This is a genomic window from Streptomyces sp. NPDC058877, from assembly GCF_042742855.1.
Classification (GTDB): Bacteria; Actinomycetota; Actinomycetes; order Streptomycetales; family Streptomycetaceae; genus Streptomyces.
In genome coordinates, this window is the sequence record NZ_JBHYMF010000002.1 from 77,902 (window position 1) to 91,236 (window position 13,335).

Annotated in this window: 12 protein-coding genes; 8 read left to right on the top strand and 4 right to left on the bottom strand. The window is 71.4% G+C overall.

Translation table 11 applies throughout. The features are described from left to right. Positions 1-36 precede the first annotated feature (36 nt). A complete protein-coding gene (locus tag ACFW2Y_RS01030) occupies positions 37-576 on the top strand; it encodes a DinB family protein (protein ID WP_384871599.1) in 540 nt (179 codons plus the stop codon). Positions 577-621: 45 nt separating this feature from the next. Next, positions 622-1,236 carry a PadR family transcriptional regulator gene (locus ACFW2Y_RS01035; protein ID WP_384871602.1) on the top strand — a complete coding sequence of 205 codons (615 nt, stop codon included), beginning with the start codon at positions 622-624 and terminating at the stop codon, positions 1,234-1,236. Between the two features lie 21 nt (positions 1,237-1,257). Here ACFW2Y_RS01035 and ACFW2Y_RS01040 read toward each other — a convergent pair whose 3' ends face one another. Both ACFW2Y_RS01040 and ACFW2Y_RS01045 read right to left on the bottom strand, forming a co-directional pair. Continuing rightward, positions 1,258-2,532: an ion channel protein gene (locus ACFW2Y_RS01040; protein ID WP_384871605.1), complete on the bottom strand. Its 1,275-nt coding sequence runs from the start codon at positions 2,530-2,532 to the stop codon at positions 1,258-1,260. 263 nt (positions 2,533-2,795) lie between these two features. After that, entirely contained in the window at positions 2,796-3,164 is a 369-nt protein-coding gene (locus ACFW2Y_RS01045; protein ID WP_384871607.1) for a YbjQ family protein, read from the bottom strand. A 174-nt stretch (positions 3,165-3,338) separates the two neighbouring features. On the opposite strand from ACFW2Y_RS01045, the gene ACFW2Y_RS01050 reads away from it, so the two are divergent. Further along, positions 3,339-4,040 carry a DedA family protein gene (locus ACFW2Y_RS01050; RefSeq protein WP_384871610.1) on the top strand — a complete coding sequence of 234 codons (702 nt, stop codon included), beginning with the start codon at positions 3,339-3,341 and terminating at the stop codon, positions 4,038-4,040. Between the two features lie 15 nt (positions 4,041-4,055). Here ACFW2Y_RS01050 and ACFW2Y_RS01055 read toward each other — a convergent pair whose 3' ends face one another. Both ACFW2Y_RS01055 and ACFW2Y_RS01060 read right to left on the bottom strand, forming a co-directional pair. Next, complete coding sequence (locus tag ACFW2Y_RS01055; protein WP_384871614.1) at positions 4,056-5,717, bottom strand: threonine/serine exporter ThrE family protein; 1,662 nt, start codon at positions 5,715-5,717, stop codon at positions 4,056-4,058. A 256-nt stretch (positions 5,718-5,973) separates the two neighbouring features. Then, complete coding sequence (locus ACFW2Y_RS01060) at positions 5,974-6,465, bottom strand: inorganic diphosphatase (RefSeq protein ID WP_384871616.1); 492 nt, start codon at positions 6,463-6,465, stop codon at positions 5,974-5,976. A 102-nt stretch (positions 6,466-6,567) separates the two neighbouring features. Between ACFW2Y_RS01060 and dacB the strand changes: the two genes are divergently transcribed. The 5 genes from dacB to ftsH all read left to right on the top strand — a co-directional run bounded on the left by dacB (position 6,568) and on the right by ftsH (position 13,247). Then, positions 6,568-7,977 (top strand): D-alanyl-D-alanine carboxypeptidase/D-alanyl-D-alanine-endopeptidase, encoded by a 1,410-nt coding sequence (gene dacB / locus ACFW2Y_RS01065; RefSeq protein ID WP_384871619.1) that lies wholly within the window; start codon positions 6,568-6,570, stop codon positions 7,975-7,977. Positions 7,978-8,073: 96 nt separating this feature from the next. Next, positions 8,074-9,213, top strand: a complete 1,140-nt coding sequence (locus ACFW2Y_RS01070) for a zinc-dependent metalloprotease (RefSeq protein WP_384871622.1) — start codon at positions 8,074-8,076, stop codon at positions 9,211-9,213. A gap of 207 nt (positions 9,214-9,420) precedes the next feature. Further along, positions 9,421-10,476, top strand: a complete 1,056-nt coding sequence (gene tilS, locus ACFW2Y_RS01075) for a tRNA lysidine(34) synthetase TilS (RefSeq protein ID WP_384871625.1) — start codon at positions 9,421-9,423, stop codon at positions 10,474-10,476. Between the two features lie 41 nt (positions 10,477-10,517). Further along, on the top strand, positions 10,518-11,057 hold the full coding sequence (gene hpt, locus ACFW2Y_RS01080) for a hypoxanthine phosphoribosyltransferase (RefSeq protein WP_030219931.1): 540 nt from the start codon (positions 10,518-10,520) through the stop codon (positions 11,055-11,057). 171 nt (positions 11,058-11,228) lie between these two features. Then, positions 11,229-13,247 carry an ATP-dependent zinc metalloprotease FtsH gene (ftsH, locus tag ACFW2Y_RS01085; RefSeq protein WP_384871628.1) on the top strand — a complete coding sequence of 673 codons (2,019 nt, stop codon included), beginning with the start codon at positions 11,229-11,231 and terminating at the stop codon, positions 13,245-13,247. Positions 13,248-13,335 lie beyond the last annotated feature (88 nt).

Below are 13,335 nucleotides of genomic sequence, written 5' to 3' on the forward strand. Positions count from 1 at the left end.
GCACACGAAGTCCTCGCCCACGGAAGGTGGTCCCCCATGGTTGCCCTTGTCCCCGCTGAGGCCCCCGGCGACGAGCGCGGCGCGTTCCTCAACTTCATCGAGGCCCAGCGCGCCGCACTCCGCCGGGCGCTCCTCGGGCTCACCGAGGAGCAGGCGGCGAGCCGGCCCAGCGCCAGCGAGCTCAGCCTCTCCGGCCTGGTCAAGCACGTCGCGGAGGTGGAGCTGAACTGGCTCCGCCTCGCCCAGCAGCAGCCGAACGAACGGCAGCGCGCCGAAGGGACCTGGGAGGAGGGCTTCCGGCTCGTCGACGGCGAGACGATCCCCGAGGTCATCGGGTTCTGGACGGACGTCGCCAAGCAGACGGACGCGTTCGTCCGCTCCGTGCCGAACCTCGACGACACCTTCCCGCTGCCGCCCGCGCCCTGGTTCCCGAAGGACGGGCGGGTGTCCGTGCGCTGGATGCTGCTGCACCTGGTCCAGGAGATGGGGCGGCACGCCGGCCACGCCGACGTCATCCGCGAGTCGCTGGACGGCAAGGGGTCCTTCGAGCTGATCGCGGAGGAGCAGGGGCGCTGACCCCCGCCGCGTACTCTGGTCGGAATTGACGCGGAGGTACGTGGGATGTCGGCGATCCGTCTGCTCGTCCTGGGCGCGGTCAAGCAGCACGGCCGCGCCCACGGCTACCAAGTGCGGAGCGACCTGGAGTACTGGGGCGCGCACGAGTGGTCCCGCGCCAAGCCGGGCTCCATCTACCACGCCCTGAAGCAGATGGCGAAGCAGGGACTGCTGCACCCGCACGAGGTCGCGCCGAGCACCGCGGGCGGGCCGCCGCGGGTCGAGTACGAGCTGACGGACCAGGGTGCCCAGGAGTACTTCGCGCTGCTCCGCGAGGCCCTGGCCACGTACGACCAGCAGGTGGACGTGTTGTCGGCGGCCATCGGCTTCATGGTGGACCTGCCCCGGGCGGAGGTCACGGAGCTGTTGCGCCGACGGGTGCGGGCGCTCGACGCGTGGCGGGCGGAGGTCACCGACCACTACGTGCCGGAGGGCGGCCCGGAACGACTCGGTCACATCGGCGAGATCATGCACCTGTGGGTCCGCTCCGCGGACGCCGGCAAGGAGTGGACGCTCGGCCTGATCGAGCGGATCGAGGGCGGGGCGTACGTGTTCGCGGGCGAGGGCGAACCCTTCGTGGGGGTGCTGGCGGACGGTCAGGAGAACCCGTACGCCACCTGACCCTCCTGGGTGACGGGGGCCTCAGCGCCGCGCCTTGCCCCGTTCGTCGAGTTCGAGCAGCGGACGGCCGGTGACGATCAGCCAGGCCGGTAGCGAGGCCAGGCAGAGCATGGCCAGCATGGGCGGGGAAGCGGCGATGACGGCGCCGGTGAAGAGGCTGAGCCAGCCTTGCCGGGTGGTGGCGAGCAGCACGCCGAGGACGCCCGCGGAGACGGCCACGGTCGGATGGACCTCGGGCACGAGGGCCTGGACGAGCGCTCCGAACGCCGCGCCGACGAAGACCGCGGGGAAGATCCGGCCGCCCCGGAAGCCGCAGGAGGCGGCGACGAGGAGGGCGAAGAGCTTCACGACCGCCATCTTGGCCAGGTCGCCGGAGGACCAGCTGCCGATCGAGGCGGAGAGCTCCTTGACCTCGTCCAGGCCCTTGAAGAGGGTCAGCGGTCCGCCGAGCGCCCCGAGCAGACCGAGGAGCAGACCGCCGATCGGCAGCATCAGCATGGGGTGCCGGAGCCGTCGGAAGGCGGCGTGGACGTACGGGAAGAGGTAGCAGGAGACGAGGCCGAAGGCGGCTGCGGCGGAAGCGATCAGCAGGGTGGCGAGGAGGTCGTCGAAGCCGGGGTCGTTCAGGGCCGGGAGCCCCATGTCGAAGGTGGGCTCGGCGAGCAGCTGGGTGGTTGCGGCGCCGGCGCCGGCGGCGACGAGCGGAGCGAAGAGCCGGTCCCAGAGGGAGCCGCGGCCCGGCTGTCCGACCAGGGCCTCGGAGATGACCAGGGCGGCTGCCACCGGCGTGCCGAAGAGGGCGCCGATGGTGGCCGAGGAGGCCAGCCCGACCCAGGCGGCGGCCGGCACGGCGGGGGCCGCCCGGTGGCCGATCCAGTAGACGAGGGCGATGTTGGCGCCGATGATCGGGTTCTCGGGGCCGAGGCTGACACCGCCGGCCAGTGCCAGGGTGCTCGCGACCAGCAGGCCCGGCACCACCACGAGGCCGAGGGGCACTCCGCCGAGCCCCTCGGAGGCCGGGTCGGGGCCCGCGTGCCCCGGTGCCTTCCACACGACGAGGCCCACGGCGATGCCCGTCGCCGTGAGCATGATGATCATCCAGAGCGAGGAGTAGTTCCCGATGCCGAGCGCGTCCGGCAGGTCCCCCCAGAGCACGTCCTGGAACTGCTCGGCGAGGGCGCTGATCCCGAGGTACAGCAGGCCCGCCACCACCCCGACGATGAGGGCGGGCAGGATCTGGGGGAGCAGGGTGCGGGCGGGCGTCTCCGGGGGAGACGCGGGTTGATCGGTGGCCACCGACCCACCATAAGTGAGCAAAAGCCCCACAATGCCCCGAGCAACGCCCGCGTCGGTGCACGTGCCTCACGTCGCGTCAGCTCGCGCCGCACCCGCCGCCGGGGAATCCGACGAGGGCCCGTCCCCGAGGGGTGGACGCCCGCGCCCAGGCCGGAGGGGTCGACCGGCTCGGGTCCGTGGCGCGATCACCACCGCGGTGCCGTACGCGCACACCTCCGTGCCCACGTCCGCCGCCTCCGCCGGGTCGAAGTGGAACGTCAGCCTCAGGTCCGTGGCGCGATCACCACCGCGGTGCCGTACGCGCACACCTCCGTGCCCACGTCCGCCGCCTCCGTCACGTCGAAGCGGAACATCAGCACGGCGTTCGCCCCGCGCGCCTTCGCCTGGTCCACCAGGCGCTGCATCGCCTGGTTGCGGGTCTGCACCAGGGTCTTCGTCAGTCCCTTCAGCTCCCCGCCGACCATCGACTTCAAGCCCGCACCGATCTGGCTGCCCAGATGGCGGGAGCGCACGGTGAGTCCGAAGACCTCGCCGATCACCTGGCGGACCTCGAAGCCCGGCACGTCGTTCGTCGTCACCACCAGCACGTCGGCCTGCGGTCCCTGACCGCCCCCGAATTCGTCGATGCCCATCGGCACGCACCTCCTGACACCCAAGACTCGGGCCGCCGGCCCCGCTCCGCATCCCGTGTGGGCCGGGTGGAACTGGGGGCCTTCGGACCGCGTTGATAGCTTGGGGCCCGTCGCCCCCCTCACGCTTGGGCCGGCCGCCCCCCAAGCCCCCACCGACCGCAGGAGCCCGGAACCGTGAACACGCTTGCCCTCGGACCGAGCTGGCTGGACCCGGACTATCTGATCCAGACCTTTGGTCTGATCGGTGTCCTGGCCATCGTCTTCGCCGAATCCGGCCTCCTCATCGGGTTCTTCCTGCCCGGCGATTCGCTGCTCTTCACCACCGGCCTGCTTGTCACCACGGGCAAGCTCGACCAGCCGCTCTGGCTGGTGTGCACCCTGGTGGTGGCCGCCGCCGTCATCGGCGACCAGGTCGGCTACCTCTTCGGCCGGAAGGTCGGCCCGGCCCTCTTCAAGCGCCCCGACTCCAAGCTCTTCAAGCAGGAGAACGTCGAGAAGGCGCACGAGTTCTTCGAGAAGCACGGCCCGAAGTCGCTGATCCTGGCCCGTTTCGTCCCCATCGTCCGGACCTTCACGCCGATCATCGCCGGCGTCAGCCGGATGAACTACCGCTCCTTCATCATCTTCAACGTCATCGGCGGCGTCCTCTGGGGCGCCGGCGTGACCCTGCTCGGCGCCTCCCTCGGCAAGATCGAGTTCGTTCACCAGCACATCGAGGCGATCCTCGTCGGCATCGTGCTGGTCTCCGTGATCCCGGTCGCCATCGAGATCCTGCGCGCCCGCTCCCAGGGCAGGAAGAACCCGCCCCAGAGCGACCACGACGCCCCTGGCACCCCCAATCCGCAGGCCCCCCGCGGGCGGCACGCCAAGCGGTAGACCGCCCGGAAGGCGCTAGAAACCCCGGGTGCGCTTCGCCGCGCGCCGTGCCGCCGCCGCACCCGGGGCCTGCATGAAGAGGCGTGCCAGCTCCCCTCCCAGGTTCACGCCGATCGCGATCGCCAGGGCGATCGCCGCCGCCTTCGCCAGATAGGCGAAGCCCTGGTCCAGGCTGTTCTGGGCGATCGAGAGGACTCCGAAGTACGTCGCCGAACCGGGCAGCAGCGGCCCGATCGCCGCCGTCACGTACGGCAGCGAAGACGTGTGGCGGTAGCGGGCGACCAACTGCCCGAACAGGCCCACCAGACCGGCCGCCACCGCCGTCGCCATCACCGTCGACCCTTCGGCGGTCACCGCGATCGACGCGTAGACCACCCAGGCCACCCCGCCGTTCAGCGTCGCGAACAGCACCGTCGCCCGTGACTGCTGCAACAGGATCGCGAAGGTCGCGCACAACACCATCGACGCCAGGATCTGCGTCACCGGCCGCTCCACCGCCCGCAGCAGCCCCTCCGGGTTCAGCTGGGCGCCGAACTGCACCGACACGTACAGCACCGACAGCACGCCCACCACGATCGCGACGAAGAAGTACGTGACCTCCAGGAGGCGTGCCGACGCCGTGATGTAGAAGCCGGTCAGACCGTCCTGCACCGCCGCGACCAGGGCCCTTCCCGGGATCAGCGCGAACAGGCCACCGGTGATCACCGCGGACGGCCGCAGGCCCGCGTGCAGCAGCGTCAGCAGCACCCCCATCGCCGCCGGCGGCATCGCCGCCACCAGGAACTGGTAGAACTCCGGCAGCCCGCGCCCCGCGCACAACCATGCCAGCCGGTCGCCGAGGACCGCACCCAGTGCCGCCACGAAGAAGACCGTGACACCACCGCCCAGCAGCACCGATGCCGCCCCCGCCAGAACGCCGGCCGCCACCGTGAGGGCCCAGCCCGGGTACGGGTGCCGGTTGCGCCGGATCTCCGCGAGCCTCCGGTAGGCCTCCTCGGGCGTCACCTCGTGCGCCCGCGCGTTCAGGTCCGCGAGTAGTTGGTAGACCGCCGCGAGCCGCGTGTAGTCCGTGCCCCGGCGCCGTACCGTCCGGTTCGCCGTGATCGGGTCGTCCACCAGCGACGGCTGGTAGGTGACGGACAACAGCGTGAACGTGACCGTCGGCTCCACCCGGTCCAGACCGTACGAGCGGCAGACCACGAACATCGCCGCCTCGACGTCCTCCGCGCCCTCACCGCCCGCGAGCAGCAGCTCGCCGATGCGCAGCGTCAGGTCGAGCACGCGCGGCACCGACGGACCCGGCTCGTCCTCCGCCTTGCGGGGCGCCTCCGGCACCGGCCGCTCGCCGACCGGGAGCCGCAGCATGGTCCGCATCCGGTCCTGCCACGGGGCGTCATGGGAGAGCCGCACCATCGGCATTCCGGCGGCCGGGGTGAACGCGGGCGGGGAGGTCTTCGAGGAGTACGTGGCCGGAGGGGCGAACGCCGAACCCTCCGGCTCGTGCAGCGGTTCCGTCGTCAGGCCCGGCGGAAGAGCGAACTCCGACGTCGCGTGCTCCTCCTCGGGCGGCGCGGGCGGCTCCACCCCGGCCGGCGCCACGAAGGCGCTCCGCGCCTCGTCCGACTGCGGCTTCCGGTCCTCCAGGGCCTGCTCGGCGCCCTCCGGCTCCGCCACCACTCTCTCCGCTCCTGCTCGGGACTCTTCAGACCTCAGAATCGTGGATTCCAGTGTGGACTCCTGCGGCCCCGCCTACCCGAGAGGGGGAATCCCATGACCCGCACCGTTGAGTTTCCCGACGGGAGGACCGTCGCCCGGAGCCCGTGCCGGTCCCGGCGGCCGGCACCGGCGTCCCGCACCGGAGCCGCCGTCGCGTGCGAAAGGCGGTGCACCCCGAGGGGCGCACCGCCTTTCACGCGATCACGGAAGCCGGGGCTCAGTGGCCGCCCTGCTCCTTGAAGCGCGCGTACGACTTCTCGACCTCGGCCTCGGCCTCGGCGCGACCGACCCAGTCGGCGCCCTCGACCGACTTGCCCGGCTCCAGGTCCTTGTAGACCTCGAAGAAGTGCTGGATCTCCAGGCGGTCGAACTCCGCCACGTGGTGGATGTCCCGCAGGTGCTCCATGCGCGGGTCCGTCGCCGGCACGCACAGCAGCTTGTCGTCGCCGCCGGCCTCGTCCGTCATGCGGAACATGCCGATGGCGCGGCACTTGATGAGGCAGCCCGGGAAGGTCGGCTCGTCGAGGATCACGAGCGCGTCCAGCGGGTCGCCGTCCTCGCCGAGGGTGTTCTCGACGAAGCCGTAGTCGGTCGGGTAGGCCGTCGAGGTGAAGAGACGACGGTCCAGACGGATACGGCCGGTCTCGTGGTCGACCTCGTACTTGTTACGCGATCCCTTGGGGATCTCGATGGTGACGTCGAACTCCACGGGTGGCTCCTCCTGAATCAACACAAGTGAATGCTCGCGACGACGCGCGGTGATTAAGTGTCCCTCACGCACGTGTGTGATCGCGAAAGGGGCTGGTCAGCAATGCCGGAGCCGAGAACGTGGCAGCTCGCGACGGGCTCCGCTGCCCTCGGTCTCGCCCTGGCCGTCGCGGCGGTGACCGCTGCCGGACCATGGGACGGGGGCCAGCGTACGGCCGAGCGGGCCCGCGCCGCCGCCCCCGTGGCGGGTGGCACGCGTCACGCCCCGCCCCCGCCCCCGGCCGCCGCCGCCCCGCGCCGTCCCGCACCCGCCCCCAGCGCCCCCGGCGTCCTCGCCGCCCTGCACGCCCCGGCCCCCGCCGGCCGCACCCCCGACCTCGCCGCCGCCCTCGTCCCGCTCCTCGCCGACCCCGGCCTCGGCCCGCTCCGCACCGCCTCCGTCGTCGACACCGCCACCGGCAGGCAGGTGTACGGGGAAGGCGCGGGAACCCCCATGACCCCCGCCTCCACCATCAAGATCGCCACCGTCACCGCCGTGCTCTCCGCCCTCGGCCCCGACCACCGCATCGCCACCACCGTCACCGCCGCCCCCGACGGCCGGACCGTCACCCTCACCGGCGGTGGTGATCCCACCCTCGATCCGGCCCGACTGAAGGCCCTCGCCGCCGATACCGCCCGCGCCCTCAAGGCCCGCGGCCACACCTCGGTACGCCTCGCCTACGACACGAGCCTCTATCGGGGGCCCGTCCGCCACCCCATCGGTCCCAACGAGAACATCGCCCCCGTCGTCGCCCTCATGACCCGCGAAGGGCGCCTCGACGACAGCCACAAGGGCCCCGCCCCCCGCGCCGTCGACCCCGCGGGCGACACCGCCGCCGCCTTCGCCGAGCTCCTCACCGCCGCCGGCGTCGAGGTCGCCGGCGCCCCCGCTCCCGGCCGCACCCCGGCCCGGCCCCCTCTCGCCCGCACGTTCTCCGCCCCCCTCGCCGACCTGGTCGAGCGCACCCTCACGAACAGCGACAACGACCTCGCGGAGGCCCTTGCCCGGCAGACCGCCCTCGCCCGCAAGCAGCCCGCGAGCTTCGCGGGGGGCGAGAAGGCCGTCCACGACGAGCTCGCCGGACTCGGCCTCCCCGTCGTCGGCGCCCGCTTCGCCGACGGCAGCGGGCTCGACCGCCGCGACCGCGTCTCGGCCGCCCTCCTCACCGCCCTCCTCACCCGGGCGGCCGACCCCGCAAGCCCCACCCTGCGCCCGCTCCTCACCGGGCTGCCCGTCGGGGGCTTCACCGGCACCCTCGCCGGTCGCTTCGACAGCGCTCCCGCCGCCGCGGGTGCCGGACTGGTCCGCGCCAAGACCGGCACGCTCACCGGCGTCAACACGCTCGCCGGGACCGTCGTCACCGCGGACGGCCGCCTCCTCGCCTTCGCGTTCCTCGCCGGTCGCACCCGCTCCCCGTACGAGGCGCAGCCCGCCCTCGACCGGCTGGCCGCAGCCCTGGCCGACCGGGGCTGATCCCGGCCGGCCGGGTCCCCCGGCCATTCCGGCGGGACCGGTTCCGACCCGCACCGAACCCTCACCGAAGAGGCGTGGAGCCCGTACGGTTGACGCATGACGAGCATCGGTGGTGCAGGCACGTCCGGGATGGTCGACTGGAACCTCGCGGTGGCGACCGCGACCCGCCTCGCGCGTCCCGGTCCCGAGGTCAGCCGCGACGAGGCCCGCGAGGTCGTCGCCGAACTCCGTAGACACGCCAAGGCGTCCGAAGAGCACGTCCGCGCCTACACCCGGATGATCCCCGAGGGTGCCGAACCCCACGACGCCCCCGTCCTCGTCGTCGACCGCGCCGGCTGGATCCGGGCCAACGTCGCCGGATTCCGGGAGCTCCTCACCCCGCTCCTCGGCAAGATGCAGGAGCGCCGCGCCGGCAACCCCGGCAGCGCCGTCCTCGGAGCCGTCGGCGGCAAGGTCACCGGCGTCGAGCTCGGCATGCTGCTGTCCTTCCTCGCCTCCCGCATCCTCGGGCAGTACGAGACCTTCGCCCCCGCCACCCGCGAACTCCCCGCCGGACCGGACGGCGGCGGCCGGCTGCTCCTCGTCGCCCCCAACATCGTCCACGTCGAGCGCGAGCTCGACGTCTCCCCCCACGACTTCCGGCTCTGGGTCTGCCTCCACGAGGAGACCCACCGCACCCAGTTCACCGCCGTCCCCTGGCTCCGCGATCACCTGCAGGGCGAGATCCAGTCGTTCCTCGCCGCCACCGACGTCGACCCCGGCACCGTCGTCGAGCGCCTCCGCGAGGCCGCCCAGGCCCTCGCCGGGGGGCGTCCCGAGGGGGAGCGGGGGGAGCCCTCCCCGTCCTTCGTCGAGCTCGTCCAGACCCCCGAACAGCGCGAGGTCCTCGGCCGGCTCACCGCCGTCATGTCCCTCCTCGAAGGCCACGCCGACTACGTCATGGACGGCGTGGGGCCCGAGGTGGTGCCCTCCGTCGCCGAGATCCGCGAGAAGTTCCAGGCCCGCCGTGCCCGCGGAGCCTCCCGCCTCGACCTCGCCCTGCGCCGGCTCCTCGGCCTCGACGCCAAGCTCCGCCAGTACCGCGACGGCGAGCGCTTCGTCCGGGCCGTCGTCGACCAGGTCGGCATGGACGGCTTCAACCGGGTGTGGACCTCGCCCAATACGCTCCCCACCAAGGCGGAGATCGCGGCCCCCGCCGATTGGATCGCGCGGGTGCACCGCAGGGCAGACTCCTGAGGCGGGCGCGACGCACGGAACGGAAGCACCGCGGAACATCCCGCCAATCACCCATCTGAGGGACCCTGACCATGGGGTGAGGCGTGCAATGCTCGGGTAACGGCCGGGTTTCTGTCACCATCGACGCACTCTGAGTGACCAAACCCCCCTTTCCGACCGTTAAGACTCCGACCGAGGCACCCCACCCCATCACGAAGGGCACCGGACATGGGTCCCCATCCTGCGGTCGCGGCGATACGCCTGGCGGTCCGCCGCGTACTCCACGACGTCATCACCGAACACGCCACCACGGATGCCGAGCACACCCCCCTGGTGCTCGTCGCCTGCTCCGGAGGCGCCGATTCCATGGCGCTCGCCTCCGCCCTCGCCTTCGAGGCCCGCAAACTTCCCGTGCGCGCCGGCGGCATCACCGTCGACCACGGCCTCCAGGACGGCTCCGACGTCCGTGCCGTCGAGGTCGCCGGACGCATGACCGCCCTCGGCCTCACCCCGGCCGAAGCCGTCACCGTCACCGTCGGCCACGAGTCCACGGCGGCGGCCCACGGCGCCTCCTACGCGGGAGGCGGGCGACGGGTCGGCCCCGAGGCAGCCGCCCGCGACGCCCGCTACGCAGCCCTCGACGCCGCCGCGGAGCGCCACGGCGCCGCCGCCGTCCTGCTCGGTCACACCCGTGACGACCAAGCGGAGACGGTGCTCCTCGGCCTCGCCCGCGGCTCCGGCATCCGCTCCCTCTCCGGCATGGCCGCCGTCTCCGGCGCCGCCCGCCGGTACCGGCGCCCCTTCCTGCAGCTCGACCGCCAGACCGTCCGCAAGGCGTGCATCGCGCAGGAACTCGCGGTCTGGGACGATCCGCACAACAGCGATCCCGCCTACACCCGCTCGCGGCTGCGCCACGAGGGACTCCCCGCCCTCGAGAAGGCCCTCGGCAAGGGGGTCGTCGAAGCCCTCGCCCGAACGGCCCAGCTCTCCCGGGACGACGCCGACGCCCTCGACACCTGGGCCGCCGACGCCGAGACCGCCGTACGCGACGCCGCGGGCGCCCTCGAATGCGCCAAGCTCTTCGGGCTGCCCCCCGCCGTACGCCGCCGCGTCCTGCGTCGCGCCGTCATCGCCGAGGGCGCCCCCGCCGGATCTCTCTTCGCCCGACACATCGAAGAAGTCGACCGGCTCATCACCGGATGGCGCGGCCAAGGCGCCATCAACCTGCCCGGCCGCGTCGAAGCACGCCGGCAGGGTGGCAGACTGGTCATCCGGCAAGGCTGACGCACGCTGCAACGAAAGTGACCCGGGTGAACGAGAAGGACATGGGCACCGACCTCCAGTCGGTGCTCATCACCAAGGAAGAGATCGACGCCAAGCTGGCAGAGCTGGCCGCGAAGATCGATGCGGAATACGCGGGCAAGGACCTGCTCATCGTCGGAGTCCTCAAGGGCGCCGTGATGGTGATGGCGGATCTGGCTCGCGCCCTTTCCACCCCCGTCACCATGGACTGGATGGCCGTCTCGTCCTACGGCGCCGGCACCCAGTCCTCGGGCGTCGTCCGGATCCTCAAGGACCTGGACACCGACATCAAGGGCAAGCACGTCCTGATCGTCGAGGACATCATCGACTCCGGTCTGACCCTGTCCTGGCTGCTCTCGAACCTCGGTTCGCGCGAGCCCGCCTCCCTGGAGGTGTGCACCCTTCTGCGCAAGCCGGAGGCCGCGAAGGTCGCCATCGACGTCAAGTGGATCGGCTTCGACATCCCCAACGAGTTCGTCGTCGGTTACGGCCTCGACTACGCCGAGAAGTACCGGAACCTTCCGTTCGTCGGCACGCTCGCCCCGCACGTCTACGGCGGCTGAGACCGCCCCCGTACGGGGAACCCGCACCGCCTTCCCTCCGTTGAACCATGGGAAGGCGGTCAAGGGCGACGATGCTGAGGTACCGTCCGAAGAACAGCTTTTTCACACAGCAGCTCTTACAGCAGCATTTTCCTACGGGCAGGAGGGACGGAGCGTTCTCGCTCCGTATGGATGGACGTGAAGCGATACTTCCGTGGGCCGGTCATGTGGATCGTGCTGGCCGTCCTCGCCGTGGTCGTGCTGATGCAGGTCGTCGGCTCGTCCGAGGGCTACAAGACGGTGGACACCAGCAAGGTCGTCCAGGCGATCGACAAGAACCAGGTCAAATCCGCACAGCTCACCACTGGTGACGAGCAGGCCGTCAAGATCGAGCTCATCGACGGCCAGAAGATCGACAAGAGCAGCAAGGTCCAGGCCAGCTACATCGGCACGCAGGGCGCCGACCTCGCCGACAAGCTGCAGGACAAGTTCGAGGCCGGACAGATCGAGGGCGGTTACACCGTCTCCCCCAAGGAGCAGTCTCCGCTCCTCTCGATCCTGTTCTCCCTCCTGCCCATCGTCCTCATCGTGCTCGTCTTCCTCTTCCTGATGAACCAGATGCAGGGCGGCGGCTCCCGCGTCATGCAGTTCGGCAAGTCCAAGGCGAAGCTCATCACCAAGGACACGCCGAAGACGACCTTCGCCGACGTGGCCGGCTCCGACGAGGCCGTCGAGGAGCTCCACGAGATCAAGGAATTCCTTCAGGAGCCCGCGAAGTTCCAGGCCGTCGGCGCCAAGATCCCCAAGGGCGTCCTGCTCTACGGCCCGCCCGGAACCGGCAAGACGCTCCTCGCGCGCGCCGTGGCCGGCGAGGCCGGCGTGCCGTTCTACTCGATCTCCGGCTCCGACTTCGTCGAGATGTTCGTCGGCGTCGGCGCCTCCCGTGTCCGTGACCTCTTCGAGCAGGCCAAGGCCAATGCTCCGGCGATCGTCTTCGTCGACGAGATCGACGCCGTCGGACGCCACCGCGGCGCCGGCCTCGGCGGCGGCCACGACGAGCGCGAGCAGACGCTCAACCAGCTCCTCGTCGAGATGGACGGCTTCGACGTCAAGGGTGGGGTCATCCTCATCGCGGCCACGAACCGTCCGGACATCCTCGACCCCGCCCTCCTGCGGCCCGGTCGCTTCGACCGGCAGATCGCCGTCGACCGCCCGGACATGCAGGGCCGTCTGGAGATCCTCAAGGTCCACCAGAAGGGCAAGCCGGTCGCCCCGGACGTCGACCTCGGCGCCGTCGCCCGTCGCACCCCCGGCTTCACCGGCGCGGACCTCTCCAACGTCCTCAACGAGGCGGCGCTCCTCACCGCCCGCAGCGACCAGAAGCTGATCGACAACAAGGCGCTGGACGAGGCGATCGACCGTGTGGTCGCGGGCCCGCAGAAGCGGACCCGGATCATGTCGGACAAGGAGAAGAAGATCACCGCGTACCACGAGGGCGGCCACGCCCTGGTCGCGGCGGCCTCGCCGAACTCCGACCCCGTCCACAAGATCACCATCCTGTCCCGCGGTCGTGCGCTGGGCTACACGATGGTCCTGCCGGACGAGGACAAGTACTCCACCACCCGCAACGAGATGCTCGACCAGCTGGCCTACATGCTGGGCGGCCGGGCGGCCGAGGAGCTCGTCTTCCACGACCCGACCACGGGCGCGGCGAACGACATCGAGAAGGCAACGGCCACCGCCCGCGCCATGGTCACCCAGTACGGCATGACCGAGCGTCTCGGTGCCATCAAGTTCGGCGGCGACAACACCGAGCCCTTCCTCGGCCGTGAGATGGCCCACCAGCGCGACTACTCGGAAGAGGTCGCGGCGCTGGTCGACGAAGAGGTCAAGAAGCTCATCGAGACCGCGCACAACGAGGCCTGGGAGATCCTGGTCGAGAACCGCGACGTCCTCGACAACCTGGTCCTCGCCCTGCTGGAGAAGGAGACCCTGGGCAAGGAGGAGATCGCCGAGATCTTCGCCCCCATCGTCAAGCGCCCGGCCCGACCCGCCTGGACCGGTTCGGCCCGTCGCACCCCGTCCACGCGTCCGCCGGTGCTCTCCCCCAAGGAGCTCGCCCTGACGAACAGCGCGAACGGCACGGCGGCCCCGACGGTGGACACCACCAAGGGCATTGACATCGCCCCGGTGGACACCCCGGAGGACTGACCCCCCGGCACCCCCGGAATGGAAGCCGCGCCCCCATAGGTTTTAGCCTGTGGGGGCGCGGCTCTTCGCGCACCGAGTGCAGACGGAA

Bases quoted from the DNA above. Each gene is read 5' to 3' on its own strand.
- ACFW2Y_RS01030 (WP_384871599.1), top strand. From the start codon at position 37: ATGGTTGCCCTTGTCCCCGCTGAGGCCCCCGGCGACGAGCGCGGCGCG.
- ACFW2Y_RS01035 (WP_384871602.1), top strand. From the start codon at position 622: ATGTCGGCGATCCGTCTGCTCGTCCTGGGCGCGGTCAAGCAGCACGGC.
- ACFW2Y_RS01045 (WP_384871607.1), bottom strand. From the start codon at position 3,164: ATGGGCATCGACGAATTCGGGGGCGGTCAGGGACCGCAGGCCGACGTG.
- dacB (WP_384871619.1), top strand. From the start codon at position 6,568: ATGCCGGAGCCGAGAACGTGGCAGCTCGCGACGGGCTCCGCTGCCCTC.
- ACFW2Y_RS01070 (WP_384871622.1), top strand. From the start codon at position 8,074: ATGACGAGCATCGGTGGTGCAGGCACGTCCGGGATGGTCGACTGGAAC.
- tilS (WP_384871625.1), top strand. From the start codon at position 9,421: ATGGGTCCCCATCCTGCGGTCGCGGCGATACGCCTGGCGGTCCGCCGC.
- hpt (WP_030219931.1), top strand. From the start codon at position 10,518: ATGGGCACCGACCTCCAGTCGGTGCTCATCACCAAGGAAGAGATCGAC.
- ftsH (WP_384871628.1), top strand. From the start codon at position 11,229: ATGGACGTGAAGCGATACTTCCGTGGGCCGGTCATGTGGATCGTGCTG.